At 38.4% G+C, this 25,207-nt stretch carries 23 protein-coding genes; 6 read left to right on the forward strand and 17 right to left on the reverse strand.

The window, feature by feature from the left end; translation table 11 throughout:
- The first annotated feature begins 408 nt into the window (after positions 1-408).
- Positions 409-3,156: a TonB-dependent receptor plug domain-containing protein gene (locus ACM40_RS12410; RefSeq protein ID WP_048503111.1), complete on the forward strand. Its 2,748-nt coding sequence runs from the start codon at positions 409-411 to the stop codon at positions 3,154-3,156.
- A gap of 73 nt (positions 3,157-3,229) precedes the next feature.
- Here ACM40_RS12410 and ACM40_RS12415 read toward each other — a convergent pair whose 3' ends face one another.
- The 4 genes from ACM40_RS12415 to ACM40_RS12430 form a co-directional block, all read right to left on the reverse strand.
- On the reverse strand, positions 3,230-5,071 hold the full coding sequence (locus ACM40_RS12415; RefSeq protein ID WP_048503112.1) for a carbon starvation protein A: 1,842 nt from the start codon (positions 5,069-5,071) through the stop codon (positions 3,230-3,232).
- A 211-nt stretch (positions 5,072-5,282) separates the two neighbouring features.
- Positions 5,283-6,305: an alpha/beta hydrolase gene (locus tag ACM40_RS12420; RefSeq protein WP_048503113.1), complete on the reverse strand. Its 1,023-nt coding sequence runs from the start codon at positions 6,303-6,305 to the stop codon at positions 5,283-5,285.
- A 23-nt stretch (positions 6,306-6,328) separates the two neighbouring features.
- Complete coding sequence (locus ACM40_RS12425; RefSeq protein ID WP_048503114.1) at positions 6,329-6,712, reverse strand: DUF3037 domain-containing protein; 384 nt, start codon at positions 6,710-6,712, stop codon at positions 6,329-6,331.
- The gene (locus ACM40_RS12430) at positions 6,699-7,472 is read right to left on the reverse strand and encodes a HipA family kinase (protein WP_048503115.1); all 774 of its coding nucleotides are present in this window, start codon (positions 7,470-7,472) and stop codon (positions 6,699-6,701) included. Before ACM40_RS12430 ends, ACM40_RS12425 begins: the two co-directional genes overlap by 14 nt.
- 149 nt (positions 7,473-7,621) lie before the next feature.
- Between ACM40_RS12430 and ACM40_RS12435 the strand changes: the two genes are divergently transcribed.
- Together ACM40_RS12435 and ACM40_RS12440 are read left to right on the forward strand one after the other, a co-directional pair.
- Positions 7,622-8,464, forward strand: coding sequence for an alpha/beta hydrolase family protein (locus ACM40_RS12435; RefSeq protein WP_048503116.1), 843 nt, complete (start codon positions 7,622-7,624; stop codon positions 8,462-8,464).
- Positions 8,465-8,522: 58 nt separating this feature from the next.
- Positions 8,523-9,005: a hypothetical protein gene (locus ACM40_RS12440; RefSeq protein WP_053077111.1), complete on the forward strand. Its 483-nt coding sequence runs from the start codon at positions 8,523-8,525 to the stop codon at positions 9,003-9,005.
- A gap of 65 nt (positions 9,006-9,070) precedes the next feature.
- On the opposite strand, the gene ACM40_RS12445 is transcribed toward ACM40_RS12440, so the two are convergent.
- From ACM40_RS12445 to ACM40_RS12480, 8 genes are all read right to left on the reverse strand, one after another.
- On the reverse strand, positions 9,071-9,895 hold the full coding sequence (locus tag ACM40_RS12445; protein ID WP_048503117.1) for a flavin reductase family protein: 825 nt from the start codon (positions 9,893-9,895) through the stop codon (positions 9,071-9,073).
- 58 nt (positions 9,896-9,953) lie between these two features.
- A complete protein-coding gene (locus ACM40_RS12450) occupies positions 9,954-10,361 on the reverse strand; it encodes a GxxExxY protein (RefSeq protein WP_048503118.1) in 408 nt (135 codons plus the stop codon).
- A gap of 33 nt (positions 10,362-10,394) precedes the next feature.
- Positions 10,395-11,642 (reverse strand): fumarylacetoacetase, encoded by a 1,248-nt coding sequence (gene fahA, locus ACM40_RS12455; RefSeq protein ID WP_048503119.1) that lies wholly within the window; start codon positions 11,640-11,642, stop codon positions 10,395-10,397.
- 73 nt (positions 11,643-11,715) lie between these two features.
- Positions 11,716-12,174: a hypothetical protein gene (locus tag ACM40_RS12460; protein WP_048503120.1), complete on the reverse strand. Its 459-nt coding sequence runs from the start codon at positions 12,172-12,174 to the stop codon at positions 11,716-11,718.
- 70 nt (positions 12,175-12,244) lie between these two features.
- The gene (gene hppD, locus ACM40_RS12465; RefSeq protein WP_048503121.1) at positions 12,245-13,375 is read right to left on the reverse strand and encodes a 4-hydroxyphenylpyruvate dioxygenase; all 1,131 of its coding nucleotides are present in this window, start codon (positions 13,373-13,375) and stop codon (positions 12,245-12,247) included.
- Between the two features lie 243 nt (positions 13,376-13,618).
- Complete coding sequence (locus ACM40_RS12470) at positions 13,619-14,404, reverse strand: hypothetical protein (protein ID WP_048503122.1); 786 nt, start codon at positions 14,402-14,404, stop codon at positions 13,619-13,621.
- A 139-nt stretch (positions 14,405-14,543) separates the two neighbouring features.
- Entirely contained in the window at positions 14,544-15,818 is a 1,275-nt protein-coding gene (locus ACM40_RS12475; protein WP_048503123.1) for an acetyl-CoA hydrolase/transferase family protein, read from the reverse strand.
- 26 nt (positions 15,819-15,844) lie between these two features.
- On the reverse strand, positions 15,845-17,032 hold the full coding sequence (locus ACM40_RS12480) for a homogentisate 1,2-dioxygenase (protein ID WP_048503124.1): 1,188 nt from the start codon (positions 17,030-17,032) through the stop codon (positions 15,845-15,847).
- A gap of 121 nt (positions 17,033-17,153) precedes the next feature.
- Between ACM40_RS12480 and ACM40_RS12485 the strand changes: the two genes are divergently transcribed.
- Together ACM40_RS12485 and ACM40_RS12490 are read left to right on the forward strand one after the other, a co-directional pair.
- Complete coding sequence (locus tag ACM40_RS12485; RefSeq protein WP_048503125.1) at positions 17,154-19,223, forward strand: TonB-dependent receptor plug domain-containing protein; 2,070 nt, start codon at positions 17,154-17,156, stop codon at positions 19,221-19,223.
- An 86-nt stretch (positions 19,224-19,309) separates the two neighbouring features.
- Positions 19,310-19,681, forward strand: coding sequence for a thioredoxin fold domain-containing protein (locus ACM40_RS12490; RefSeq protein ID WP_316932872.1), 372 nt, complete (start codon positions 19,310-19,312; stop codon positions 19,679-19,681).
- 145 nt (positions 19,682-19,826) lie between these two features.
- Here the strand turns inward: ACM40_RS12490 and ACM40_RS12495 are convergent, their stop codons facing one another.
- Both ACM40_RS12495 and ACM40_RS12500 read right to left on the reverse strand, forming a co-directional pair.
- The gene (locus ACM40_RS12495; RefSeq protein WP_048503127.1) at positions 19,827-20,300 is read right to left on the reverse strand and encodes a cupin domain-containing protein; all 474 of its coding nucleotides are present in this window, start codon (positions 20,298-20,300) and stop codon (positions 19,827-19,829) included.
- Entirely contained in the window at positions 20,293-21,285 is a 993-nt protein-coding gene (locus ACM40_RS12500; protein WP_048503128.1) for an NADP-dependent oxidoreductase, read from the reverse strand. The genes ACM40_RS12495 and ACM40_RS12500 overlap by 8 nt, the downstream gene beginning before the upstream one ends.
- 92 nt (positions 21,286-21,377) lie before the next feature.
- On the opposite strand from ACM40_RS12500, the gene ACM40_RS12505 reads away from it, so the two are divergent.
- A complete protein-coding gene (locus tag ACM40_RS12505) occupies positions 21,378-21,767 on the forward strand; it encodes a winged helix-turn-helix transcriptional regulator (protein WP_048503737.1) in 390 nt (129 codons plus the stop codon).
- 65 nt (positions 21,768-21,832) lie between these two features.
- Here the strand turns inward: ACM40_RS12505 and ACM40_RS12510 are convergent, their stop codons facing one another.
- The 3 genes from ACM40_RS12510 to ACM40_RS12520 are packed head-to-tail and all read right to left on the reverse strand — an operon-like array spanning position 21,833 to position 24,768.
- Positions 21,833-22,687, reverse strand: coding sequence for a glycine betaine ABC transporter substrate-binding protein (locus tag ACM40_RS12510; RefSeq protein WP_048503129.1), 855 nt, complete (start codon positions 22,685-22,687; stop codon positions 21,833-21,835).
- A 1-nt stretch (position 22,688) separates the two neighbouring features.
- Positions 22,689-23,516 carry an ABC transporter permease gene (locus ACM40_RS12515; RefSeq protein WP_048503130.1) on the reverse strand — a complete coding sequence of 276 codons (828 nt, stop codon included), beginning with the start codon at positions 23,514-23,516 and terminating at the stop codon, positions 22,689-22,691.
- Position 23,517: 1 nt separating this feature from the next.
- On the reverse strand, positions 23,518-24,768 hold the full coding sequence (locus ACM40_RS12520) for a glycine betaine/L-proline ABC transporter ATP-binding protein (RefSeq protein WP_048503131.1): 1,251 nt from the start codon (positions 24,766-24,768) through the stop codon (positions 23,518-23,520).
- Positions 24,769-25,207 lie beyond the last annotated feature (439 nt).

Genomic DNA, 25,207 nt, shown 5'->3' on the forward strand with positions numbered 1-25,207 from the left:
AAAACTGGTAATAATATTAAAGCGGATTCCATTTTGGGATCCGTTTTTTAATTGCAGATTTTTTTAACGCAAAGTTTATTTTAATAATGAAAATCTTAAGAATGCAAAGAAGAAATCAATCTTCGATTGATTGATGAAGCGATAACACAACAGCTTAATCAATGGCTTAGCCATTTATCTTTGCTTTCCTCAAAATAGTAAGTGTTAAAAAAAATATTGTAGTTTAAAACAACGGATTTTCTAAAATTAGCATTCATCAACTTATTATAAAACTTTACCATTCTATGTTCAATAGAAGAAGACTATTATCATTTTTTGTAAAACAAAAGTCTATTGATTTTGTAGACTAATAAATTTACTCTACATTTGCCACTCAAAAAAACATAAACTATTAATTGATGTAAGAGTATGAAAAATAAAAAGACTATTTTATCTGCTTCTGTTCTTTTTTTTCTTGGAACGACGTATGCTTTCGGGCAGGAAAAAGAAAAAGACAGCATAAAAACCAATAATGTAGAAGAGGTGGTGGTACTGGGTTCAAGAGCTGGTGCGCGTTCCAAAACAGACAGTCCGGTTCCTGTGGATGTCTTCAATATAAAAGAAACTTCAGTGGTACTTCCACAGTCCAGTATCGGGCAGATTCTGAATGCGGTCGCACCGTCTTTCACATCGACCATTCAAACCAATTCGGATGGAACAGACCATTTAGATCCTGCCCAGCTGAGAGGATTAGGCCCGGATCAGGTACTGGTTTTAGTGAATGGCAAAAGAAGGCATACTTCTGCTTTGGTTAATGTGAATGGAACACCCGGAAGAGGAACGGTGGGAACAGATTTGAACTCCATTCCTTCATTTGCTTTGAACAGAATTGAAGTGTTGCGTGACGGAGCCTCAGCTCAGTATGGATCAGATGCTATTGCAGGTGTAATCAACCTTGAACTGAAAAAGGATATCGGAAAATTAACGGGACAGGTAAGTTATGGTGGAAATTTAACTCCGACAGCCAATGACCATACTGGAAATTTTGACGGACAGAATATTCAGGTAGATCTTAATTATGGAAATAAAATCGGGAATAAAGGAGGTTTTTATAATATCACATGGTCTTCACAATTCAGAAACCCGACCTTCAGAGCCGGAGCCGAAAGCGGAACAATCTATAATGCATATAATGCTATTGAAAAACGTGCCCTGAATGACGGTGTAAATCTTTCCTCACTTTTTTCCAATATCAACAATGTTCCCAATCCGCAGCAGCTTATTAATTATATTCATCAGTATGCCCAGGGAGTAAGCTATTTCTCTCCTCAGTTTCAGAATCAGATTCAGAGCGCCAATACAATCGGTGTTCTGCAAGGTTTATTAAAAGGAGATGTTACAGATCAGGAATTGGCTTACAGAGGGCTGGACAGAAAAGATTTCAATATGCAGGTAGGGCAGTCGAAACTAAATAACCATCAACTTTTTGCCAATATTGAAGTTCCCATTAATGACAACTGGAAAGTATATACGTTCGGCGGATACAGTTTCAGACACGGAAGCTCAGGTGGCTTTTACAGAAAACCTAACCAGAGCAGAACTTTTACAGGGCTTTATTCAGACGGTTATCTGCCGCAAATCGGAACGGATATCCAGGATCTGTCACTTTCAGCTGGGATCAAAGGAAACTGGGATGGCTGGAATGTCGATTTGAGTAATACATTCGGGCAGAACTCATTTAATTATAATATCAGCAATACGGGAAATACCTCTTTACGATTTGCCTCTCCTGATGAATTCAATGCAGGAGGTTTAAGATTTTTCCAGAACACCATCAATTTAGATTTCTCTAAAAAATATGATGTCTGGAATGGGATCAATGTAGCATTCGGGGCAGAACACCGGTATGAGAATTTTAAAATAACACCGGGTGATGAAGCTTCTTACACCACTTATGATGCAGCAGGAAATGTATGGAATAATACCAGCCCGAGAGGTACGGATTTCTTTGGAAATACACTTCCCGGCGGGTCACAGGTTTTCAGTGGGTTCAAACCGGTCAATGCTGTAGATAAAAACAGACAGGCAGTGGCCGCTTATGCAGATGTGGAATTCAATTTTACCAACTGGTTATTGGTAGATGCAGCCGCGAGATATGAAAACTATTCAGATTTTGGATCTACGTTTAATTATAAATTGGCTTCAAGAATTAAGGTGACTCCCGATTTTAACATAAGATTGGCAGGTTCCACAGGATTCAGGGCGCCATCCATCCACCAGATTTATTATAATGTAACATCGACATTATTTGTTACTTCTCCTCAGTTTCCAGTAGGCCGTCTTCTGGATGTGGGAACTTTCAGCAATGATTCAGAAATTGCAGGGTTGCTGGAAATGCCAAAACTAAAGCAGGAAACTTCTAAATCTGCCAGCGTAGGGTTTACTTACAGGATTCCTTCTGCAAGCCTTACTTTTACGGCAGACGGTTATTTTACAAGAATTAATAACAGGATCATTCTTACGGATCAGTTCTTAAGATCAGATGTCCCTGCTGCAGCACAGGCTGCTTTTGATGCACAGGAAGTTAATGGAGCTCAGTTCTTCACCAATGCCATAGATACGGAAACAAAAGGAATAGACCTTGTAATTTCTCATAACGTAAGATTTTCCGGCCTGAAACTGGATAACAGCTTTGCTGCCAATATCAGTGAGACCAGGAAAGTAGGGGATATTCACTCCGCAGGACTTCTGCAGTCTCCGAATCTTGAGAAAATCTATTTTTCTGAAAAGTCCAGAGTCTACCTGGAGGAGGCCGTTCCAAGGGTAAAAGCAAGCTTATCCCACACTCTTACATGGAAGAATGCAAGTTTCTATCTTAGAAATACCTATTTCGGAAAAGTGACCGGTGCAGACATTATTGATGTCAACGGTGACGGAGTTGTAGGGTTCAATGAACATCAGCAAATCGGGCATAAAATCATTACCGACCTTTCACTGGCCTACCAGTTTACAAAGAATGTAGGGCTTACATTGGGAGTAAACAACCTTTTTGATATTTATCCCGATAAAAACCTTACAGCATCTACCAACAATGACCAGTTTATCTATTCCCGTTCAACATCCCAGTTCGGGCAGAACGGAAGGTATGTGTTTACAAGACTCAACTTCAATTTTTAAATAAATAGTAATTAGTGAAAAGCCAGCCCGGATATTCCGGACTGGCTTTGTATTTATCTTAATTTCATTCTGATTATCTTTCTACAAGCTCTTTTACAGGCTCTCCGTAATAATCTGTTTCTGTGGTCTTGATCTGCAGAAGCTGGTACCATTTGATAAAAGCCCCAATGAACACAATAAGCATTAATACCATGGCTGTAACTGCTAAAGTAGCCAGCAGATACTGTTCTTTAGGAAGATAAATAGCTGTCACCTGAATGTATCCCGCCCAGAAAGTAATTCCAGCCATGAAAACTCCGGGAACTGCAGAACATAAAGCATATTTACCTCTGTTCATCCGGATCAGCATGGTTGTACAGACGATCAGGCCGCAGGCTGCCAACAACTGGTTACTGATCCCGAATAACGGCCAGATACTGCTTACGTTGCCTGTAAATACCAGATATCCCCAGGCGAAGGTAAATAAAAGGCTGCTGATAATAATTCCGGGAACCCAGTTTTTATCATTGAATTTAGGAATCACAGAACCCAGCATTTCCTGCAAAAAGAACCGGCCTACTCTTGTTCCTGCATCAATGGCGGTAAGAATAAATACAGCTTCAAACATAATGGCAAAATTATACCAGTATGCAGTCAGCTGGTCCATGTACGGGATCTTGTTGAAAATATGGGCCATTCCCACTGCCAGAGATACAGCCCCGCCGGTTCTTCCGTGAAGCTCGATGCCTATTTTCTGTGAATAATAATCGATATCTACCCCATGAAGAGAAGGGTGGGCAGCAAGGAAAGCATCATAGGACTCTTTCGGGGTATTGATAGCAAAATAATCACCGGGCATTAATGTACAGGCGGCAATTAAAGCCATTAAAGCTACAAAACCTTCTACAAGCATTGCACCGTAACCTACAAATAGAATTTCCTTTTCTTTATTAAGCATTTTAGGTGTTGTCCCAGTTGCGATTACGGCATGAAAACCGGAAATTGCTCCGCATGCGATAACAATAAAGATAAAAGGCAGTACAGGACCTCCTATAACGGGGCCGCCACCTTTTACAAACTCCGTAAGCGCAGGCATTTGGATGGTTGGATGAATGACAATTACCCCTACGGCAAGCATAATGATGGTTCCTATTTTAAGATAGGTTGAAAGATAATCTCTCGGTACCAGAAGCAGCCATACAGGCAGCACGGAAGCGAGGAAACCATACAAAGGAATGGCAATAGAAATGGTTTTGATGTCCCACGAAAACAGATTATTCATTGTTTCGTTCTGCATCAGGCTATGGCCGCCGATAATACCCGCTACCAAAAGTATACCTCCTAAGATACTGGCAAAAAGCACACTGTTTTTTCTGTATCTCATAATAAGGCCCATGATGACTGCAATAGGCATGGTAATTACCACAGTAAAAAGCGACCATGAAGCTTCATGCATTGCATTGATACAAGCTAGTGACAATCCGGCAAGTGTAAGAATCAGGATGAATAAAATGGCAAAACCTGCTACAGTTCCGGTTGCCCTGCCTATTTCTTTGGAGGCTATGGTCGCGAGACTTTGCCCTTTATGCCTCACTGAAGCAAATAAAACAACCATATCGTGCACTCCGCCACCCAGAACACATCCGATTAAGATCCATAATGCGCCGGGCAAATATCCGAATTGGGCGGCAAGAACGGGTCCTACTAAAGGCCCGGCGGCGGCAATGGCAGCAAAATGATGCCCGAAAAGTACATTTTTGTTGGTGGCAACATAATCTTTACCATCGGCAAATTCTACCGCAGGAGTCGTGTTTTTATCATTAAGTTTCAGAACTTTATTGGCAATAAAAATACCATAAAAACGGTAGGCAATTGCAAATACAAGTACTGACACAAAAATCAGCGTAAGCGCATTGGTGTTATTCAGAAAATCCATGTCATCGGTTTTTTAAGGATGAATAATTAAAAATATTGGATGTTTTGTTAAGAATAATTTAAACAAAAGCCAAGTTAATTATTTTATGAATAAAAAATGATGAAATGTATATTAATTTAGCAATTTTGTGCCTTTTAAAACTTATTTATGTATTTTGTAATTTGATTTACAGGTGCTTATTGTTTTTATTAAATGAAAAACTATATATTGTTTATTTTCGTTGAGAGTCAACAAAATCCACCATCTGATCAGTCAGCTTGTCCATATAGTTTTTATCTGTGGTTTTGAAGCCATGCAGGCCGTCTTCAACAATAATCAGAGTATTTTGGATATTTTCTTTTTTAAGCTTTCTGTGGAGTTTTTTAGACTGCTTCATAGGAACAATCTTATCTTTATTTCCCTGAACAATTAATGTAGGAACTCCTTGTGAAACATACGTTATTGGTGAAATAGTTTTAAAATAGTCTATTACTTTGCTTTTATCTTTTTTAATGTCATATCCTGACAGCCCTCTCACAAGATCGCTCCTGAGATCTACGATTTTCTTTGCAGCCAGTCCGAAAAAGAATACGGGTACTTTTCCCAGTCTGGTATGAAGCAGCTTATTCATATCAGAAGGTCCGTAATGATCTATAACATAATTCACCTTTGAGGAATAAGAAGAAAGCTCGGGACTTCCGGGAAATTGATGATCAGGTGTATAGGCTGCAAGCATCGAAAGGTGTGCGCCTGATGAAGCCCCGAAAAGTCCGATATTATCCGGATCGAAATTATATTTTGCCGCATTTTTTCTGACCCATCTTACTGCATCCTTGGTATCTTCCAACGGAAGGGGAAAATGAATGCTGTCGTTCAGAAGAGTATAGGCGATGCTGATGACTGCATATTTTTTGTCGAGCAGCTTTGAAATGAAGGTTTCAATATAGCTGCTATCCGTGATTGCTTTATCACCTTTTACCCACGCACCGCCATGTACATAAATAACGACAGGCATTTTACTGTCGGAAAATGTTTTGGGAATATACATATCCAAAGCAATAGGATTTCCTTTTGCATTGGTTTTATAAATAATATTTTCTGAGACTGAAGAAATTTCAGGAAGAAGAATACTTTTCTTGACGATAGGCTCTGGTGGGCCTTGTGAATAACTTAAATTGAAAAGGCCTAAAAAAAGAACAAAAAACAGGTTTGTGAAAAACCTGTAGATTGATATGTTATTGATTGAAGATTTCATAGTATACTTTTTGCCGTGGAGTATTATTTTACTAACTCCTCAAAAAGTTTACCAAACGTTTTTTCCAGGTCTTTGGATTTTCCCGGATGAGGTCTTGAAGTCTGAATGGAAGAGCTTCTTACAGCCGTAAGCCAGCGGAAACGTTCCGGAATATCCATCAGGGCAATAGGTCCTCCCTCTTTATCACCATTGGCAATTTTTTGAAAACTCTCAAGATTATGGATCACATCATCATAATCCAGTTTGCTGTGCATCAGTCTGAATTTATCCGGACAGAGATAAAATTCCACACGGATAAATTTCTCCTTCTTGGAAAACATCACAAGCCCGATATTGAAAAATTCTTCTCTTTCAACTTTAGGCACCAGGCGTATAACGGCGTATTCGTATATTTTATCCTCTTGCATTTTTAGCTTCGTTTACAAAGATTTGAGAATTTTCCAACCTGGTTTTCAGGAACTGAAAATAAATTTCACGGATTTCTTCAGGAGTTTCATCAGCATCATCCCAATGGAGCCAGGCTTCCGGAATTAAATTGACGATTTCCCTGAACAGGCTATCATTCAGTACTTCATGGGCAAACTGATCTGCCCCATCCAGCATTTTTGCCTTTGGAAGAAGCACATGATCCTTCACATATTTGAACGGTGTTTTTGCAGCGGTATCAAAATTCTGCCATGAATGATGGAAGTAAAACGATGCTCCGTTATCAATCACCCAAAGCTCTTTGTGCCACATCAGGAGATTTGTATTCCTGAAAGTACGGTCAATGTTGGTGATAAATGCGTCTAGCCAGACGATTTTTGATGCCAGAAGCGGGTCTACCTTTACACTGGGATCGTAGGTAATGGAACCTGAAAGATAATGCAGGCCAAGGTTCAGACCTTCCGAAAATTTTAGCAGATCCTGGATTTCCTCATCAGCTTCCGTTCTTCCGAAATCAACATCCAGATTGACAAAAACCAGCTCCGGGATCTTCAGTCCTAAAGCTTCCGTGATCTTGCCACCCAAAAGTTCAGAGATCAGCATCTTGACTCCGTGGCCAGCGCCCCGGAATTTCAGTACATATTTAAAATCATCATCAGCTTCTGCCAAAGCAGGAAGGGATCCGCCTTCTCTCAGCGGCAGGATGTAACGCATGACGGTTACCGTTCTTAAATCCAGCATACCGCAAAAATAAGGTTATTTTTTATACTATTGAACCAAGTGCAGGGCAGAAGATTAACTTTTCCGGGTTAATTTTTTTTTATATATTTAAATTAAAGTGAGGGGTTAAGCTCTGAACGATAACTAAGAACAGCAATTAAAATTTTCATATGGAACTGATAAAAAAGCTTAATATAAAACTGGAAAACAAAGAAACCAGAGATTTTCTGGCCGATGCTCTATATCCTGATACCGGTGAAAAAATGCCGTTAGTGATTTTTGTACATGGCTATAAAGGTTACAAAGACTGGGGAGCCTGGAATATGATGGCGGAAAAGTTTGCAGAGGCAGGTTTTTTCTTTGTTAAATTCAATTCGTCCCATAACGGCACTACTGTTGAAGATCCCCACAATTTTGGCGATCTCGAGGCTTTCGGAAATAATAATTATTCAAAAGAACTTTCAGATCTGGGTGTGGTGATTGATCATTTCGTGAAAGATCCGAATGTGGATGACCAGAGGATCATTCTGATCGGACACAGCAGAGGAGGAGGAATTTCCATCATAAAAACATTTGAAGATGAAAGAATCAACGGCCTTATCACCCTCGCCAGTGTGGATACTCTGGAACGTTTTCCAAAAGATGAGGCGTTGGAGAACTGGAAAAAGGCAGGCGTATATTATGTGCTGAACGGAAGGACAAAACAGGAAATGCCGCATTACTACCAGTTTTATGAAGATTTTGAAAAAAACATTCACCGCTTCGATGTGGAAAGGGCAACGGAAATGGCCAAAGCTTATGTTTTGATCATTCACGGAACTGATGATGAAAGTGTAAGTGTGAAAAATGCGGAACATCTTCATATTCTTAACCCTAACTCAGAGCTGTTTTTAGTTGAAGGTGCAGATCATACTTTTGGGGCAAAAGAACCCTGGCTGGAAAACAGACTTCCTGAAAATCTTAAAATCGTAACCGAAAAATGCATTGATTTTATTAATAAAAATATAAAATAACCTTAATATATGGCATAAAATTTGAGTATCAGGTTTTCACATATTAATGATATATATTATGAAAAAACTGATCTTAAGCGCCTGTGCGTTTTCGTTACTGACAGTAGTTTCCTGTAAAAAAGAGACAAAAATTGATCCATCTTCAGCAATGACTAAAGATTCTGTAACAATAAAAGCAGACTCTGCTACTTCTTCCGCACCATCTTCCACCCGAAATATCATCACGAACAATATAGGAAAATACCCTCATGATATCAAACTGTTTGAAAATAAAGATTTTGCAGACAGGGTTAAGAAAATTACAGGAGCGCAATACGATGAAATTTTTAAAAACTTTAATGTAGAATCCCAAATCGTGTCCGAAAACGGAATCTATAAGGTAACAGGCTGTAAGCAGCATGACTGCCCCGGGTATTCAACATCCATCTTCTATGATTCCAAGAACGATAATCTAAATGTAGCTATTGACAAAAATGGAAAGGTAACAGATTTTATTGAGAAAGAAAGGATTAAGGTTACTGAGGTACTCAAGTCTATGTAAGCAGCTTCAGATCTGTACAAAGAATAAAAAACCAGCCTGATAAGGCTGGTTCTTTTATTGTGGAATCATTGTATTGTTAAAAGTGTCCATGCTTCTTCAATTCTGCTTTCCAGCAGTAATTTCTGAGCATTCAGGTGAATGTTCTCATCTGTATGAAAATCTCCGGGAGGAAGAACTTCTACATTGGCAAGCATTCCAAGGTCGTTTCCTGTAAATACCTTACTGTATTTGATGGAATCCGGTAAAAGATCAAACCCGATTCCTTTTGTTACCAATGGCTTTGGAACTTCAAAAAGGCTGTTTTCATTGCTCCTGGAATACCAATTACTTCCCAAACGGGCTACCATATCCAGCTTGTGCTGATCTAAATTCCCTGCTTCGTTCAGATATTCTTCCCTGATATGGATTTTCTGCACTTCACAGATCACAAGATTTCCTGCACCTCCCTGATCTCCCAATGATTTCACCTCTAAAACTTTACATTCAAAGTTGACGGGGCATTCTTCAATCAGTTTGGGCTGTATCAGATCAGCCTCTTTCATGGTCAAGCCGGATTTAATAAACTCATTGACTCCGGTTTCATATTCTGTGGAAGCTAAAGAAATCTGCTGTACAATCGGGAAATTTACAGTCCCGATTACTACTTCAGGAACTTCCAGTATATTTTCCAAAGTATGTTTTGTTGTATTGTCACGAACTCTTCTCGATGGCGAAAAAATCAAGATCGGAGGAACGGTGCTGAACATATTGAAAAAACTGAACGGAGATAAATTGATGGTTCCGTTTTTATCAACTGTAGAAGCTAAAGCAATTGGTCGCGGCGACACAGCAGTCTGCATAATGGTTTGAAGCTGTACGGGAGATAATTCGGAGGGGATTACTGTTTTCATTGTTTATTATTAACCACAAAAGTCACAAAAGTTTTTAATTAAAATAATTTTTTTAAGTTTAGAGAAGCATATTGTAGTATTTATTTACAAAAGTTTCCTGACCTTCATGATATAAGTTTTTTACATTAAAGTTGACTAAGATTCCTTTTGGCTTTTTCATTAAATTAATATAATTTAAAATTTGGGATCGGTGAATGTCATTGAATTCGGTGATTGACTTCAATTCAACGACAATTAAATCTTCAACAAGAAAATCACAAAAGAAATTACAATTCATTTCTTTTCCTTTATACATTACTGGAACTTTTAGTTCAGATTTAAAACTAATATTTCTTAATCTGAATTCTTCTTCCAAACACTTATGATATACACTTTCAAGTAAACCAGCACCTAAAATTTTATGAACTTCTATGCAGGCACCATTTATCTTATAAGTTAGATCAGTTAGATATGATTGTGTGATCATAGAATCTTTTGTGACTTTTGTGGTGAAAAGATATTAAACTGTTGGAATAATTTTTCCTGAAACCTCACCAAAACCTACTCTCACCCCATCTTTCTCTGCCCAGGCTTTCATGGTAACCGTATCATTGTCTTCAATGAATTTTCTTTCCTGGCCATTGCTTAGCTGTAAAGGATTTTGTCCTCTCCAGGTAAGCTCAAGCATAGAACCGAATGATTTCGGATCGCTTCCGGAGATTGTTCCGCTGGCATACAGGTCGCCAACCTCTACATTACATCCGTTTACGGTATGATGAGCCAGCTGCTGGGTCATATTCCAGTACATAAATTTATAATTACTTTCGGAAATCAGGTTTTCTTCGCCATTTTCCGGCTGTAGATACACTTCAAGATTGATATCGTAATTTTTATCGCCTTCAAATTTTAAATAATCTAAAACTTCAGGATCCTGCTTTGGAGAAGCTGTTCTGAATGGCTCCAGGGCTTCAAGGGTAACGACCCACGGAGAAATAGAAGACCCAAAATTCTTGGCAAGGAAAGGTCCTAATGGAACATATTCCCAGGACTGGATATCTCTTGCAGACCAGTCATTGAAAATAACCATTCCGAAAATAGCGTCTTCAGCATCTTTTGTAGAAATGCTTTCACCCATTTCTGTATTTCTGTTAAGAATAAAGGCCATTTCAAGCTCAAAATCTAGTTGCTTGCTTGGTCCGAAAATAGGTTTTTCTACATCTGCAGGTTTTGTCTGGCCTTTTGGGCGGTTAATATCCGTTCCTGAAACTACGATGGATGAAGCTCTCCCATGGTAACCTACCGGAAGGTGCTTCCAGTTTGGAAGAAGGGCATTAGCAGGATCGCGGAACATTTTCCCCACGTTCGTTGCGTGTTCAATGCTGCTGTAGAAATCCGTATAATTCGGGATGTGTACAGGCATCATCATTTTTACCTTGTCAAGGTCATAGAAAGCATCTGCTATGGTTTTTTCGTCCTTTGACAGGATGGAACCTTCCTGAAGGAATTCCTGAATTCTGGTACGGACTGCATTGGTTACGGGTTTTCCCAGTTCGATGAATTCGTTAATGGTATAGGCTTCAAACACGTTGTCGTCCAATCCTTCAATGTCTTCAAAATATCCAAGATCATAAAGGGTGGCAAGATCGATGATCTGGTCACCAATCCTTGTACAGCATCCGATATACTCTTTATTAAAAACGGCTACCCCGAAAGGAATATTATGTATAGAAAAGTCTGAATCTGAAGAATATTCTACAAATGATTTCATAATTTTTTGGAGTTTAAATTAAAATGGTAAGATAACAAATCTATCCAGATCTGCTAACCTGATTCTTCGGGAATTATTTCTTTTTGGAATAAGAGGCTTCATCTATCCACCTGTCTTTTGTGTTGACATCAATAAGATACAGGATATCATCCTGCTTGGTCAGCAGCAAAGTTTTGGTAACGGGCAGCGGAACTTTTTTATTTTCAAGCTTGTCAGCTCTTAAAGAAAGAATGTTTTTTTTCCTGATGATATCTCCCGTAAAAACATTTGAACTGCTTTCCCCGGTTGCTTTGTCATCAAAAACTTCTACATAAGTGGCTTCTTTACCTTTGATAATAATAAAATCTCTTTCCGTATGATCCTCTGCATCCTTAATGAAGATGAATTTTTTATTATCTACATTCACTTTTTCAAGATGCTGATTGATGCCTTTTCTTTCTTCCAAACGGTTCAGGATCTCATTAAGGGTTCCATACTGAGCTTTAAGCCCCAATGTTCCGAAAAATAAAACCCCGATTAATAATTTTCTCATAAATGTGTGTTTAAAAAAAAGTTTTGCCAAGACTCTTCATCCTGACAAAACTTTGTATTCTATATTTAAATTAAAGATTTCCTCTTCTTTCCTGCTCTCTTTCCAATGCTTCGAATAATGCTTTGAAATTTCCGGCACCAAAACTCTGTGCACCGTGTCTTTCAATGATTTCAAAGAATAGAGTAGGACGGTCTTCTACAGGCTTCGTAAAAATCTGAAGCAAGTATCCTTCTTCATCATGATCAATAAGGATGCCTAAGTCTTGTAATTTCTTAAGATCTTCATCAATATGACCAACTCTTTCGGGAACCATATCGTAGTAAGCCTCTGGTGGAGCGGAAAGGAACTCTACCCCGCGTTTTTTTAATTCAGTTACCGTGTGGATAATATCTTTTGTAGCTACGGCAATGTGCTGTACCCCCTCACCTTCATAAAAATCAAGATATTCTTCTACCTGAGATTTCTTTTTACCTTCTGCCGGCTCATTGATTGGGAATTTTGCAAATCCGTTTCCATTAGACATTACTTTAGACATCAATGCAGAATATTCTGTATTGATCTGCTTATCATCAAAAGAAAGGATATTCACAAACCCCATTACTTTTTCGTACCATTCTACGGTTGGGATCATTCTGTTCCAATCTACGTTTCCTACACAATGGTCTACGTACAATAAACCTGTTTCTTCAGGATTGTAATCGCTTTCCCACTTTTCATATCCTGGCATGAAAGCTCCTTTGTAGTTTTTTCTTTCCACAAACATATGGATCGTTTCTCCGTATGTGTAAATTCCGGACATTCTTATCTCGCCATTCTCATCTGTTAAAGTTACAGGCTCCAGATATGGTTTTCCGCCTCTTTTGGTAGTTTCTTCAAAAGCTTTGTAAGCGTCATCTACCCAAAGTGCTAAAACTTTCACTCCATCACCATGTTTTTTTACGTGCTCGCTGATAGGTGAGTCGGATTTAAGCCCTGTTGTTAATACCAATCTTATTTTCCCCTGCTGAAGAACATAAGAAGCACGGTCTCTTACTCCTGTTTCAGGACCAGCATATGCTACAGACTGAAAACCGAAAGCGGTTTTGTAATAATGGGCAGCCTGTTTAGCATTTCCTACATAAAACTCAATGTAATCTGTACCGTTGATAGGTAAAAAATTCTCAGCTTGAGCAATTTTTTCGGCAAATGTAAGTGTTGACATATTTCTATTTTTACTTTTATTTTAATGAATGCAAATTACAAAAATCTTAGAAATAGCGAAAGTATTGAAACATATTCCTTAAATATACTTAACATAATGTTAAAGAAGAGTTCATTTAAGTATATTTAAGTTTCTTTATACTAAAATTGGATATCTATCTTTGATACACCAATAAGTGAAAAAAAAATATTTTCGAAAAAAGAAAAGCCGTAGAAATTTCTACGGCTTTCTCTATTCTTTTATTCAGGCTTTTCTGTTTAATCTGCCTGCATCGGGATTATAATTATCCCATATTTTCCATGTATTATTTATTTTACGGATAAAATAAATCTGGGTATTAAGCTGATTTACAAAATGTTCCTCTCCGGTTTCACCTACTTTGAACAGAAGATTCCAGAATTCCTGGGTTTCCAGTATTTTTTTTTCAGGTTCGTCGGTAACCAGGTGGATATCAAAAACCTCGTAGTTGGAACGGTTGTTTTTAGTCACCAGGTGAAAGTCTCTTTCACATAATTCTTTACTGAACCCGGAAGTTCTTTCCAGAAACGGAGAGCCATCAAATACCAGGTCTTTGAAAACTTCGGTATTATGCTCCGGGAATTTTTTGTAAAATTCAAATGCAGTAGCGCAATAATCATACACCATTTTGGTAAGGAATTCAAGGTCACCTTCTGCCGGTTGCTTTTCCGGACCTTTTAATTTCATGGACTGTATGTAGTCGCTAAGGTCTTTATAGCCCAGAAAAATACAGATTTTATCCAGTGTTTTCAGGAATCTGAGATCATTATGTGTTTTGTCCTGGTAGTCGTTTTCGAAAAAACGCTGCAGGGTGACATGTGATATTGTATTTCCTATTTCAAATTTTTTTCCCCCTTTTAGTTCTTCAGCTTCAGATAATTCATCTTTTATAATTTCAGAAAGAATAATATAATGGCTTCTTTTCCATTCATCTACATTCCCTAAAACTGAATTTCTTACTTTTTCATGCTTTCCAACTTCTTCTCTTATCGAATTATATATAGTTTTCAATTTCCTTTGGTTTTGAATGAGTTTATCAAAAACACTGCCAAAATGTTAAATTATTTCTAAGACCATTTTTGTTGAGTTATTAATATGCTAACCATAATTTGTAAGAAAAACTGTCGGACGGAATAAAGCAGCAATATCCTTAGTGTTTAAACCGTTCATAAGCAGCTCTTTCCAGCATTTCCCTGTCATCCGGGTGGGCAATGCTGATAAGTTCCTGGGCTCTTTGGCGGAGGTTTTTACCATATAAATAAGCGGTACCGTATTCTGTCACTACATAATGGATATGTCCTCTTGTTGTCACCACACCGGCTCCCTGTTTAAGAAAAGGAACGATCCTTGAGACGCCTTTTTTGGTTCTTGATGTGATGGCAATAATCGGTTTTCCGTCCTCACTCAGCGCTGCACCTCTCATGAAGTCCATCTGGCCTCCTATTCCGCTGTACTGCAATGTCCCGATGGAGTCTGCACATACCTGCCCGGTAAGGTCAATTTCAATGGCAGAATTAATCGCTACCATTTTTTTGTTCCGCATGATATTGATCGGGAAGTTCACATCGCTTACATCTTTGAATGCAAAAACCGTATTGTCATCTACATAATCGTAAAGCTTTCTGGTACCGAAACAGAAACTTGTGATGGTTTTATTATCGTTGTAGCCTTTGTATTTATTGTTGATCACATCATTCTGGATCAGGTCTATAACACCGTCACTCAGCATTTCTGTATGAACGCCAAGATCTTTATGATTGGTTAAACATTTCAGAACAGCATCGGGAATGGTTCCGATACCCATTTGTAATGTCGATCTGTCCTCAATAAGTTCAGCTACATTTTTCCCCACAAGCATTTCTTCGGGACCTACTTTTGAGCCGTAATCTACAGTCGGAAGTTCTTCTTCGTGCCACACCAGCTTATGAATCCTGCTGATGTGAATCATTCCGTCTCCGTGTGTTCTCGGCATTAAAGGATTGACGATGGCAACAATAATTTTAGCGGTATCAACAGCAGCCCTTGCCACATCTACGGAAGTTCCCAAAGTACAGAAACCGTGTTTATCCGGTGGAGAAACAGTTACCAGAGCCACATCCAGAGGAAGTATATTTTTTCTGAACAGAATAGGAATTTCACTTAAGAATACAGGAACAAAGTCTCCTCTGTCCGAATTTACTGCATCCCGCACTGGAGTTGATACAAATAAGGAATTAACGAAGAAACTATCTTTGTATTCAGGTTTTGCAATTTCAACGTTTCCCTGCTGGGTGATGGAAACCATCTCTACATTTTGCAGGCGGTGAGACTGTCTTGCCAATTCGTCAATTAAATAATTCGGAGTACATGCGCTTCCGTGGAAAAATACACGGTTTCCGCTTTTTACAGTATATATCGCTTCTTCTGCACTAATATAATTGTACATAATGAAATTTTTATGGGTGAATTTTTTTATTCCTGGGAACGGTCTTCCATGGTTTTATCAGATTCTTCCAGCCATGATGTTTTATATGAAGGATCTTCCACTTTTAAAGCTTCTTCTGTAATTTTCAACGGACGGAAAGGGTCGACCATTACAGCATATTCTTCCGTGAATTTTTTACCGATACTTCTTTCCATAGCTCCCGGGTGAGGTCCGTGTACGATTCCTCCCGGATGCAGCGTGAAGTCCATCAGGTCGATGTGGTTACGGCTCATAAAATCACCTTCCGTATAGAATAAAACCTCATCAGAATCGATATTTGAGTGATTATAAGGTGCCGGGATAGCTAAAGGATGGTAGTCATACATTCTGGCACAGAACGAGCAGACTACGAAATTGTGGCCTTCAAAGTTCTGGTGTACCGGAGGCGGTTGGTGAATTCTTCCCGTAATAGGCTCAAAGTTTTTAATATTGAATTTATAAGGATAAAAATATCCGTCCCATCCTACGACATCAAAAGGGTGTGTTGCATAGATAAAGTCCGTGATCTGGTTTTCTTTTTTTACTTTAATTAAAAATTCCCCTTTTTCATCTTTAGGTTCTTTAAAAACCGGTGCAATGATATCTCTTTCGCAGAAAGGCGAATGTTCAAGAAGTTGCCCGAATTCGTTTCTGTAGCGTTTCGGGGTATAAATAGGAGAGTGGCTTTCAAGTACAAAAAAAACAGTGTCTTCTGATTTCAGCTCTACCTGGTAGATAGTTCCACGGGGAATAATAAGGTAATCACCGGTAACAAATTCCAGGTCTCCCACAAAAGTTTTCAGGATTCCTGTTCCCTGATGAACATATAAAAGCTCGTCACATTCTGCGTTTTTATAGAAATAGTCCATAGACTTTCTCGGCTTTGACAATCCCATTTTCAGGTCGTTGTTCATCAGAAGAATCTTTCGGCTGTCCATAAAATCGTCTTCAGGCGTTACATTCATTCCTTTAAACATTCTTGGAGCAACGTTTTTTTCTATTGCAATCTTTGGTGTTACATCTTTTGCCGGCCCTATCGATTTAATCTGAGTAGGGCGGTGGGTATGGTATAACAATGAGGAGATTCCGTGAAAGCCTTCTGTTCCGAAAAGCTGTTCATAGTAAAATTTATCTTCCGGCGATTTGAAAATCGTATGTCTTTTTGGTGGGATATTTCCCGCTTGATGATATCTCATTTTACTTTTGTATGTAGTTTCTCAAATTTAATCATTTTTCATGAATTCATTTCAACAACATTTATCATGGTGTTTTGTAATTAAAAAATAATTGTTAGATTTGTCTAACAATTTTAATTTCATGAAGCGAATATTATTTTCTATTACTCTTTTATCCTCTTTTTGTTTTTCTCAGGAGACAGACAGTCTGGATTTACAGCCAACTGTGAAAGCCGATTCTGCAGGAGTTTCGAAAACAAGAATAAAAATGAGTACTATTGAAGATGTTGTCATTACCGGAACCATAAAACCTTTCAGCAGGTCAAAAAGTCCTGTAGCCGTAGAGGTTTATATCCAGAAATTTTTTCAGAAAAATCCTACCCCAAGCATTTTTGAAGCCATAGCAATGGTTAATGGAGTAAAACCACAGCTTAATTGTTCAGTATGCAATACGGGCGATATCCATATCAATGGTCTGGAAGGACCCTATACAATGATTCTGATTGATGGAATGCCTATTGTAAGCTCTCTTTCCACAGTATACGGCTTAAGCGGGATTCCCAACAGCCTTGTGGACAGAATTGAAGTGGTAAAAGGTCCGGCTTCTTCAATCTATGGCTCCGAGGCGATGGGTGGAGTTATTAATATTATTACCAAGAATGCATTGACGGCTCCTAAATTAAGTGTTGACCTGATGACGAGTACCTGGAGCGAAAATAATCTTGATGTTTCAACGAAATTTAATATTGGAAAGAATGCGGCATCTCTGCTGAGTTTCAATTATTTCAGTTTTAAAGAAAAGATAGACCAGAACAAGGATAATTTTACGGATTCAGCATTGCAGAGCAGAGTTTCCGTTTTTAATAAATGGAATTTTAAGAGAAAAGAAAACCGCCAGGCAAGCATAGCATTGAGGTATTTATATGAAGACCGTTTCGGTGGTGAGATGCAGTGGAACAAATCTTACCGGGGAAGCAGTGATGTATATGGCGAAAGTATTTATACCAACAGAGCGGAAGTGTTTGGGCTGTATCAGTGGCCTTTGAAAGAATATATTGTTACCCAGTTTTCTTACAATTACCATGATCAGAATTCTTTTTACGGCAGTAATCCCTATAACGCCCTGCAAAAAGTGACATTTATACAGACCTACTGGAGTAAAAAAGTGAGAAGCCATGATCTTACCGGAGGAATTACCTTCAAAAGAACGTTTTATGATGATAATACGCCTGGAACATTATCTTCGGACGGAATCACCAATGCCCCGATGAAATCGCCGATCTGGGGAGCTTTTATACAGGACCAGTGGGAAATTAACGATCAAAATACATTATTGCTCGGATACAGGTTCGATTATGATAAGATTCACCATGAAGTACATTCGCCGAGGCTGGCATGGAAATACTCCCCCAATCCTTATCATACTTTGCGGTTCAATTTTGGGACCGGTTTCCGTGTGGTGAATCTTTTTACAGAAGATCATGCCGCTCTTACAGGCTCGCGCGAGGTACAGATTAGGTCTGACCTGAAACCTGAAAGATCGGTCAACGGAAATCTGAACTACATCTGGAAAATTCCGGTGGGAAACCGTATGCTGCAATTGGATGCTTCTGCATTTTATACCTATTTCAGCAATAAGATTGTAGGGGATTTCGATACCAATCCGGATAAAATTATTTATGACAATCTCCATGGATACGGGATTTCAAGAGGTGCTTCCCTGAATGTGGATTTCAGCTTTAACTTTCCTTTAAGTGTAGGTCTGGGGGTTACCTATCTGGATGTTTATCAGAAATTTGACGGAGACCATAAAAAGTCGCAGCAATTACATGCACCGAAGTGGAGTGGAACCTACAATCTGTCTTATAAGTTTCCGAATGATCTTAGTGTTGATTTCACAGGACAGTTCTACGGGCCAATGAGGCTTCCGGTATTGCCTGATGATTATCGGCCTGAATATTCACCTTTTTACTCTTTAGCCAATATTCAGGTTTCAAAAAGCTTCCAATCCGGTTTTGAAGTGTATTGCGGGATTAAAAACCTGTTCAATTTTACGCCGAAAGATCCTTTGATGAGGCCTTTCGACCCGTTTGACAAGCATGCGGATGATCCGGTAAGCAACCCGAATCATTATACTTTTGATACGGCCTACGGATATGCACCCATGCAAAGGATCAGAGGTTTTCTGGGTGTAAAATATACTTTAAAATGAAAAATTTTATTTTATTTTTAATGTTAGTGCCCTGTTTTTGTCTGTCGCAGATGAAGACAGGCACTTTTTCTGATCTAGAAACTTTAATGGGAAAAGATCCTAGACCGGTGATCATCCATTTGTACACAGACTGGTGCTCGGTTTGTAAAATGGAAAAAAAGGCTTTGAATAATGATAAAGAAATTACAGATCTTATCAATGCAAATTTTTATCTGATCAATTTTGAGACTGAAAAAACGAAGGAAAATATAAAATTTCAGGGAAGAGAATTTGAATATCTGCCGAATGGAAATTCCGGAATTCACGAGTTGGCGTTGGCTTTGTCTAAAAATAAGGACCAACTTGTTTATCCCTTGTGGATTGTTCTGGATAAGAATCAGAAGTTAGTATATTATCATGAAGGTTTCTGGGTGCCGGAAAATATGAAGCAGAAACTTCTGGAAATTTCTGTTTTGTAATTTTTTTGTCATTGCGAGTAGCGAAGCGACGAAGCAATCTCAAAATTTTAGATTGCTTCACTTAAGGTTCGTAATGAAAGATATTTTCTCTTGCAGATTTTGCAGATTTCTCTATTTGCAGGATAATTTTTCAATCTTTTAATATCTAATGTTTATCAGCATCAATAAGCACTGCGAGCTGAATACACGGCTCCTCCGACCGGTTGCTCCAGGCATGATTGGTTCCCCTCTGAATAACAATATCTCCCGGTTTAAGTAAAGTTTCACCTTCTTCCATGATCAGGTAGAGTTCACCGGAAAGGATGATGATGTAATCTAAAGTCTGCGTCTGATGCATCATGGGATGAGGTTCTCCTGCTTTGAATTCTACTCCGAGATCTTTATCGGGAGGGATGACAACATACCGGAAATAAGTCCCGTTTTTCGGAGTTTGCGGAAATCCTGTATTAGGAATTTTGGTCTCAAGATCCAGTATTGCTGGCATTTCCTGTGTATTCCAGATATCTGAAATGATAAGCCCCGGAAAATGTTCAACTACATTTTCTGTCTGCTGGTCTTCAATAATAACAGATTTCCCGTTTTTGATTCCTGTGACAATGCGTCTGGGTATTTTATTCATGTTTCATGATGAGTTTGTGACCCTGGGTCTGGTTATTTTTAAGAATGGAATGGGCTTTCAAAACTGTTTCCAGAGAAAGGTTTCCGATTGTTTTATATTGAGGCGGGCTGATAATTCCGGTTTCAATAAGCTTAGAGATTTCCTCCAGATTTCCTTTGTAATATTGATAATCCTTGCTCATACTATAGGAATAATTGGAAATATTCACGATTACGGTTCCTTTATTGAAAAGGGTTTCATGGGCATCTTTTGTAATAAGTGCAGTAACATCAGCATAGGTTCCATTAATTTTCAAGACATCTGCAGTGACTTCAGACATATAATTCCCGACGAGGTCTATTCCAAAATCGAAAGGATTATTGTTATTGGCTTTTAAAAGATGGGCAACAAGATTTTCTTCCTTGTAATTAATGATTTGATGATTTTGTAAACCGATTTTCAATAAAATCTGTCTGTTTTCCTCACTTCCAACGGTTGCCACAATATTTCTGAAATGATTTGCCGTTAAATATTTAACCACAAAAGAACCGACTCCGCCTGTAGCTCCGGTTACTAAAATTGTATCATCAGTCTTTAATTTCAAACGTTTGAAGGTCTGCAATGCGGTAAGTCCTGCTGAAGGAATGGCTGCAGCCTGCTCAAAAGAAATTCCTTTGGGCTTCAATGCAACGATAGCTTCCGGAACGGCAATATATTCGGCATAAGTACCATTGCTTCCCATCGATCCACTTCCACAAAATACTTCATCTCCGATATTGAACTGATGGGCAGCGGCGCCTTTCTCTACGACAATACCGGACAGCTCACGGCCTAAAACAGGTGAGCTGAGCAGTTTCCGTTCAAGTTCATTTTCGATCATTTGATAATCAATCGGGTTGAAGCCGCTTGCTTTGATCTGAATTAAAACTTCATGATCTTTTGGAACTGGCTTTTCGAACACAGCATTTTCAAGCTGGAAATTTTTATTTAATGCAATAACTTTCATATCAGTAAATTTGATACACAAATGTAAAATGAGAATAGTTTATATTTGCTACCAGTTAACTATTGGTAACTAGTTACCTTAATGAAACCATTATGGCAAAAATTATTGAAAACGGTATAGAAAGGGAAGCAAGCTGCACGGAAGAACTCTTTGCCATGCGCGACAGCCTGGATGTTTTGGGCGGAAAATGGAAGCTGATGATTTTACGTTACCTGACCAACAGACCAGACCAGCAGATTCATTTTAAAAAGTTACAGCGGGGAATTGATGGGATATCTGCCAAAATGCTCAGCAAAGAACTGAAAGAGCTGGAAATGAATCTTCTTATTACCAGAACCATCCAGGATACAAAACCCATTACAGTAGTGTACGCTGTTACAGAATACGGAAAATCCGTTTTACCGGTTACTGAAACGCTTGTGAACTGGGGGATTATTCACAGGGAGAAGATCAAGGAATCAATGAGTTCTTCTGATGTATAGATAAAAAAATCCTCAAACCCGTGTAGAGAGTTGAGGATTTTAAGTTTGATCAACTGTTTTGTTTATTAATTTTTATTCAACCACGACTTTACCAGTTCAGAGTGATCGTCCACCCATTGCTGGGCAGTGGCTTCTTTGCTTTTACTCTGTTCCATTTTCATTAAAAGATCAGACATGTTCTCGTCATCAAAATGGAGTCTGGAAAAGAATTTTGCAAGCTCGGGATGGTCTTTCGCAAAGCTTTTTCTGGAATAAGTTTTAATCTGTTCCGCTTCACCAAATATCTTTTTGGGATCATCAAGAAACTTAAGCTTCATTTTTCCAAACATCCAGTGGGGCTGCCATCCGGTAACTACAATCCATTCTTTACGCTGTATGGCATTCTGTAATTCGGTGATCATGGCAATGGTAGAGGAGTTGATCTGCTGATAATCCAGCTGATAATCTATAATGGCTTTATCTGTACCGGTGGTTAATCCGGCCCCTTTTTCAATTCCTATAATTCTGTGCCTGGATGGATTTTTGTGCTGATTGAGTTCTTCAATGGAATTAATAGTAACGTATTCCGGCACAACCAATCCTATACGGCCGTTGTCATAATTGGTTCCAAGATGAGTCAATCCCGGAAATTTAGCCAGCTTTTTTGCATGGGTGTAAGGAAGCCATACTCCCATGAAAAGGTCTGTATCTTCATTATTCATTGAAGCCAGGATCATATCCGTAGAGGCTTTTTGAATAATAACATGATAACCCTGTTTGTCCAGAATGGCTTTTGCTACGTGTGTAATCGCAACATCTTCCGCCCAGCCATCTACCATTCCTATGGTGATATATTTTGAGTTTTTTATGTTTTTACACGAGTTTAATACTGTAAATATCAGCATTAAAACGGGAAAAAAAAGATATTTTAATCGCTTCATTTTATTGTTTTTTCTTTACAAATCCCTGCGTAATACGGTCCAGGATAATGGCTAAAATCACGACGGATAAACCACTTTCAAATCCTAATCCGATATCCAGATTATTAATTCCTTCCAGTACTTTTTCTCCCAAACCGCCTGCTGCAATCATTCCTGCAATAACAACCATAGATAAGGATAACAATATGGTTTGATTGATCCCCGTTAAAATCGTTTTCATTGCTAAAGGAAGCTCTACTTTGAAGAGAATCTGACGGTTTGTGGCTCCAAAAGCCCTTGCCGCTTCTACAATATCTTTCGGAACGGCTTCAATTCCCAATGTCGTTAACCGAACAGCAGGCGGCATAGCGAAAATAATCGTTGCAAAAGCACCCGGTACTTTACCGATACTGAAAAACAGCACAGCCGGAATCAGATAGACAAATGCAGGCATAGTCTGCATCAGGTCGAGTAAAGGGCGAATGATTTTGTCTGCTATTTTGCTTTTAGCAGCTAAAATTCCCAAGGGAATAGAAAGAATAAGAGCTGTAATGGTGGAAACAAAAATAAGCGCCAGCGTTTCCATGGTTTCCTTCCAAAGTCCCATTAAAAATATCAGGCTTAATCCCGTTGCGGTTACCACGGCAATGCCTTTTCCGGCTTTCCATAATGCCAGGAGGGTAAAAAAGAGAATGATTACATAAAAAGGAGTGTTTGTTAAAATCCATTCAATCCCCATAATGGAGGAATTTCCCAGATGTTTTATGACATCAAATACAGGCTTTCCGTTTTCTGTGAGCCAATTGATTGCTGTTTCTACATATTGGCCTATATCTATAGTTTTATTCATCTTATTGATTGTTTGCAATTTCTTTTAATTCTATAATCTCTTCTTCGTTAAACTTGGTAGCTTCTATAATGAGTGATAATTGGGTAACAAGACCTAAAAATTTATTATCTTCATTAATTACAGCGATGGCCGATTTGCTTCCGGAAATTAATGGTAACATTTCTTCTACAGTTACTTCTGGATAAACCGACGGAACATTACTGTTGATAATAGATTCTACTGTAGGTTCTTTCTTTTTGGCGATGCGTACAACATCGTTAAGAGTTACAAAACCCAGGAATTTATTTTGAAAATCCACCACAGGCAGGTTTTCTAGTCCGGTAGCTCTCATTTTTCTTAAAGCGCCTTCAGGACCATCTTTTCTGAAACGTACAACCGTCGTTTTGTCGAACATTAAAGATTTTGCGGTGATGATCGTTTTACGGTCTACTTTCTCTACGAATGCTTTTACATAATCACTTACAGGATTGGTTAAAATTTCTTCGGCCGTTCCTATCTGTTCTATGACTCCATCTTTCATAATGACGATACGGTCTCCGATTTTAATCGCTTCATCCAGGTCGTGGGTAATGAAGACAATGGTTTTTTGCAATGTATTCTGCAGTTCAAGCATCTGGTCCTGCATTTCAGATTTTATCAGTGGATCCAGTGCGGAGAAAGCTTCATCCATAAGTAAAACTTCAGGATCATTTGCCAAAGCTCTTGCCAATCCTACTCTCTGCTGCATTCCCCCTGAAAGTTGCGAAGGGTATTGGTTTTCAAAACCGGTTAATCCAACGATGTCCAGGGCTTTTTGTGCTTTTTTATCACGGGAAGCTTTATCTCCTCCTCTTATTTCCAGCCCGAAACCGGCATTGTCTAAAATCGTATGATGGGGCAGCAATCCGAATTTCTGGAATACCATACTCATTTCTGTTCTTCTTACTTCCAACAGCTCTTTGTTGTTTTTGCCGGTAATATCATCGTCATTGATGTATACTTTTCCGGAAGTAGGCTCATTCAGCCTGTTTAGACAGCGCAGCAGGGTAGATTTTCCACTTCCCGACAGTCCCATGATGACAAAAAATTCTCCTTCATAGATTTCAAAACTGGCTTTGTTGATTCCTATGGTACAGCCTGTTTTTTCAAGAATTTCCTTTTTGGAAAAACCTTTGTCAAGAAGTTCCTGTGCTTTTTCTTTGTTTTTACCAAAGATGATCGTCAGGTCTTCCACTTTAAGTTTTACTTTTTTAGTGTTTTCATTTTTTTCCATATTCAGAGTTTTTCAATTAATAATTTGATATAAAGAATTGTACACCAATTCATTATATACGTTTAGCATGAGTTGTCCTGCTGTTGGCAATAGGATAAAATAATTTGCTAAGCCCTTAATGATAAAAGCTTTAAACAAAAAAATAACAGCATAAAGACCGTTATGGTCTTATGTTTATTTTAAATATTTCAATAGATTATACTCTAGAAAAAGAGTGTATTATATAAAAGAAGCTGGTCTTTTATATAGATTCTACAATTAAATTACTGATGAGGTAATTACAGATATGTGTACTGAACAACTTGAATGGCTACATTTGATCAAAATGCTTGCCAGCATCAAAAACTGTATATCAATTTTTATGACGGTGCAAATTTACGGATTTTATATTAAATGGATTTTCACAGATGTAAAGTGGTGATTTTCAATCCTGATTTTA

It is taken from the genome of Chryseobacterium sp. BLS98 (genome assembly GCF_001045445.1).
Lineage (GTDB): Bacteria > Bacteroidota > Bacteroidia > Flavobacteriales > Weeksellaceae > Chryseobacterium.

What these genes read in the sequence shown, in the direction of transcription:
- ACM40_RS12435 (WP_048503116.1), top strand. Translation starts at nt 7,622, where the DNA reads ATGGAACTGATAAAAAAGCTTAATATAAAACTGGAAAACAAAGAAACC.
- ACM40_RS12500 (WP_048503128.1), bottom strand. Translation starts at nt 21,285, where the DNA reads ATGAAAGTTATTGCATTAAATAAAAATTTCCAGCTTGAAAATGCTGTG.
- ACM40_RS12420 (WP_048503113.1), bottom strand. Translation starts at nt 6,305, where the DNA reads ATGAAATCTTCAATCAATAACATATCAATCTACAGGTTTTTCACAAAC.
- ACM40_RS12505 (WP_048503737.1), top strand. Translation starts at nt 21,378, where the DNA reads ATGGCAAAAATTATTGAAAACGGTATAGAAAGGGAAGCAAGCTGCACG.
- ACM40_RS12450 (WP_048503118.1), bottom strand. Translation starts at nt 10,361, where the DNA reads ATGATCACACAATCATATCTAACTGATCTAACTTATAAGATAAATGGT.
- ACM40_RS12520 (WP_048503131.1), bottom strand. Translation starts at nt 24,768, where the DNA reads ATGGAAAAAAATGAAAACACTAAAAAAGTAAAACTTAAAGTGGAAGAC.
- ACM40_RS12415 (WP_048503112.1), bottom strand. Translation starts at nt 5,071, where the DNA reads ATGGATTTTCTGAATAACACCAATGCGCTTACGCTGATTTTTGTGTCA.
- ACM40_RS12430 (WP_048503115.1), bottom strand. Translation starts at nt 7,472, where the DNA reads ATGCTGGATTTAAGAACGGTAACCGTCATGCGTTACATCCTGCCGCTG.
- ACM40_RS12480 (WP_048503124.1), bottom strand. Translation starts at nt 17,032, where the DNA reads ATGAGATATCATCAAGCGGGAAATATCCCACCAAAAAGACATACGATT.
- hppD (WP_048503121.1), bottom strand. Translation starts at nt 13,375, where the DNA reads ATGTCAACACTTACATTTGCCGAAAAAATTGCTCAAGCTGAGAATTTT.
- ACM40_RS12510 (WP_048503129.1), bottom strand. Translation starts at nt 22,687, where the DNA reads ATGAAGCGATTAAAATATCTTTTTTTTCCCGTTTTAATGCTGATATTT.
- ACM40_RS12495 (WP_048503127.1), bottom strand. Translation starts at nt 20,300, where the DNA reads ATGAATAAAATACCCAGACGCATTGTCACAGGAATCAAAAACGGGAAA.
- ACM40_RS12440 (WP_053077111.1), top strand. Translation starts at nt 8,523, where the DNA reads ATGAAAAAACTGATCTTAAGCGCCTGTGCGTTTTCGTTACTGACAGTA.
- ACM40_RS12460 (WP_048503120.1), bottom strand. Translation starts at nt 12,174, where the DNA reads ATGAGAAAATTATTAATCGGGGTTTTATTTTTCGGAACATTGGGGCTT.
- fahA (WP_048503119.1), bottom strand. Translation starts at nt 11,642, where the DNA reads ATGAAATCATTTGTAGAATATTCTTCAGATTCAGACTTTTCTATACAT.
- ACM40_RS12475 (WP_048503123.1), bottom strand. Translation starts at nt 15,818, where the DNA reads ATGTACAATTATATTAGTGCAGAAGAAGCGATATATACTGTAAAAAGC.
- ACM40_RS12445 (WP_048503117.1), bottom strand. Translation starts at nt 9,895, where the DNA reads ATGAAAACAGTAATCCCCTCCGAATTATCTCCCGTACAGCTTCAAACC.
- ACM40_RS12490 (WP_316932872.1), top strand. Translation starts at nt 19,310, where the DNA reads ATGGGAAAAGATCCTAGACCGGTGATCATCCATTTGTACACAGACTGG.
- ACM40_RS12485 (WP_048503125.1), top strand. Translation starts at nt 17,154, where the DNA reads ATGAAGCGAATATTATTTTCTATTACTCTTTTATCCTCTTTTTGTTTT.
- ACM40_RS12515 (WP_048503130.1), bottom strand. Translation starts at nt 23,516, where the DNA reads ATGAATAAAACTATAGATATAGGCCAATATGTAGAAACAGCAATCAAT.
- ACM40_RS12410 (WP_048503111.1), top strand. Translation starts at nt 409, where the DNA reads ATGAAAAATAAAAAGACTATTTTATCTGCTTCTGTTCTTTTTTTTCTT.
- ACM40_RS12425 (WP_048503114.1), bottom strand. Translation starts at nt 6,712, where the DNA reads ATGCAAGAGGATAAAATATACGAATACGCCGTTATACGCCTGGTGCCT.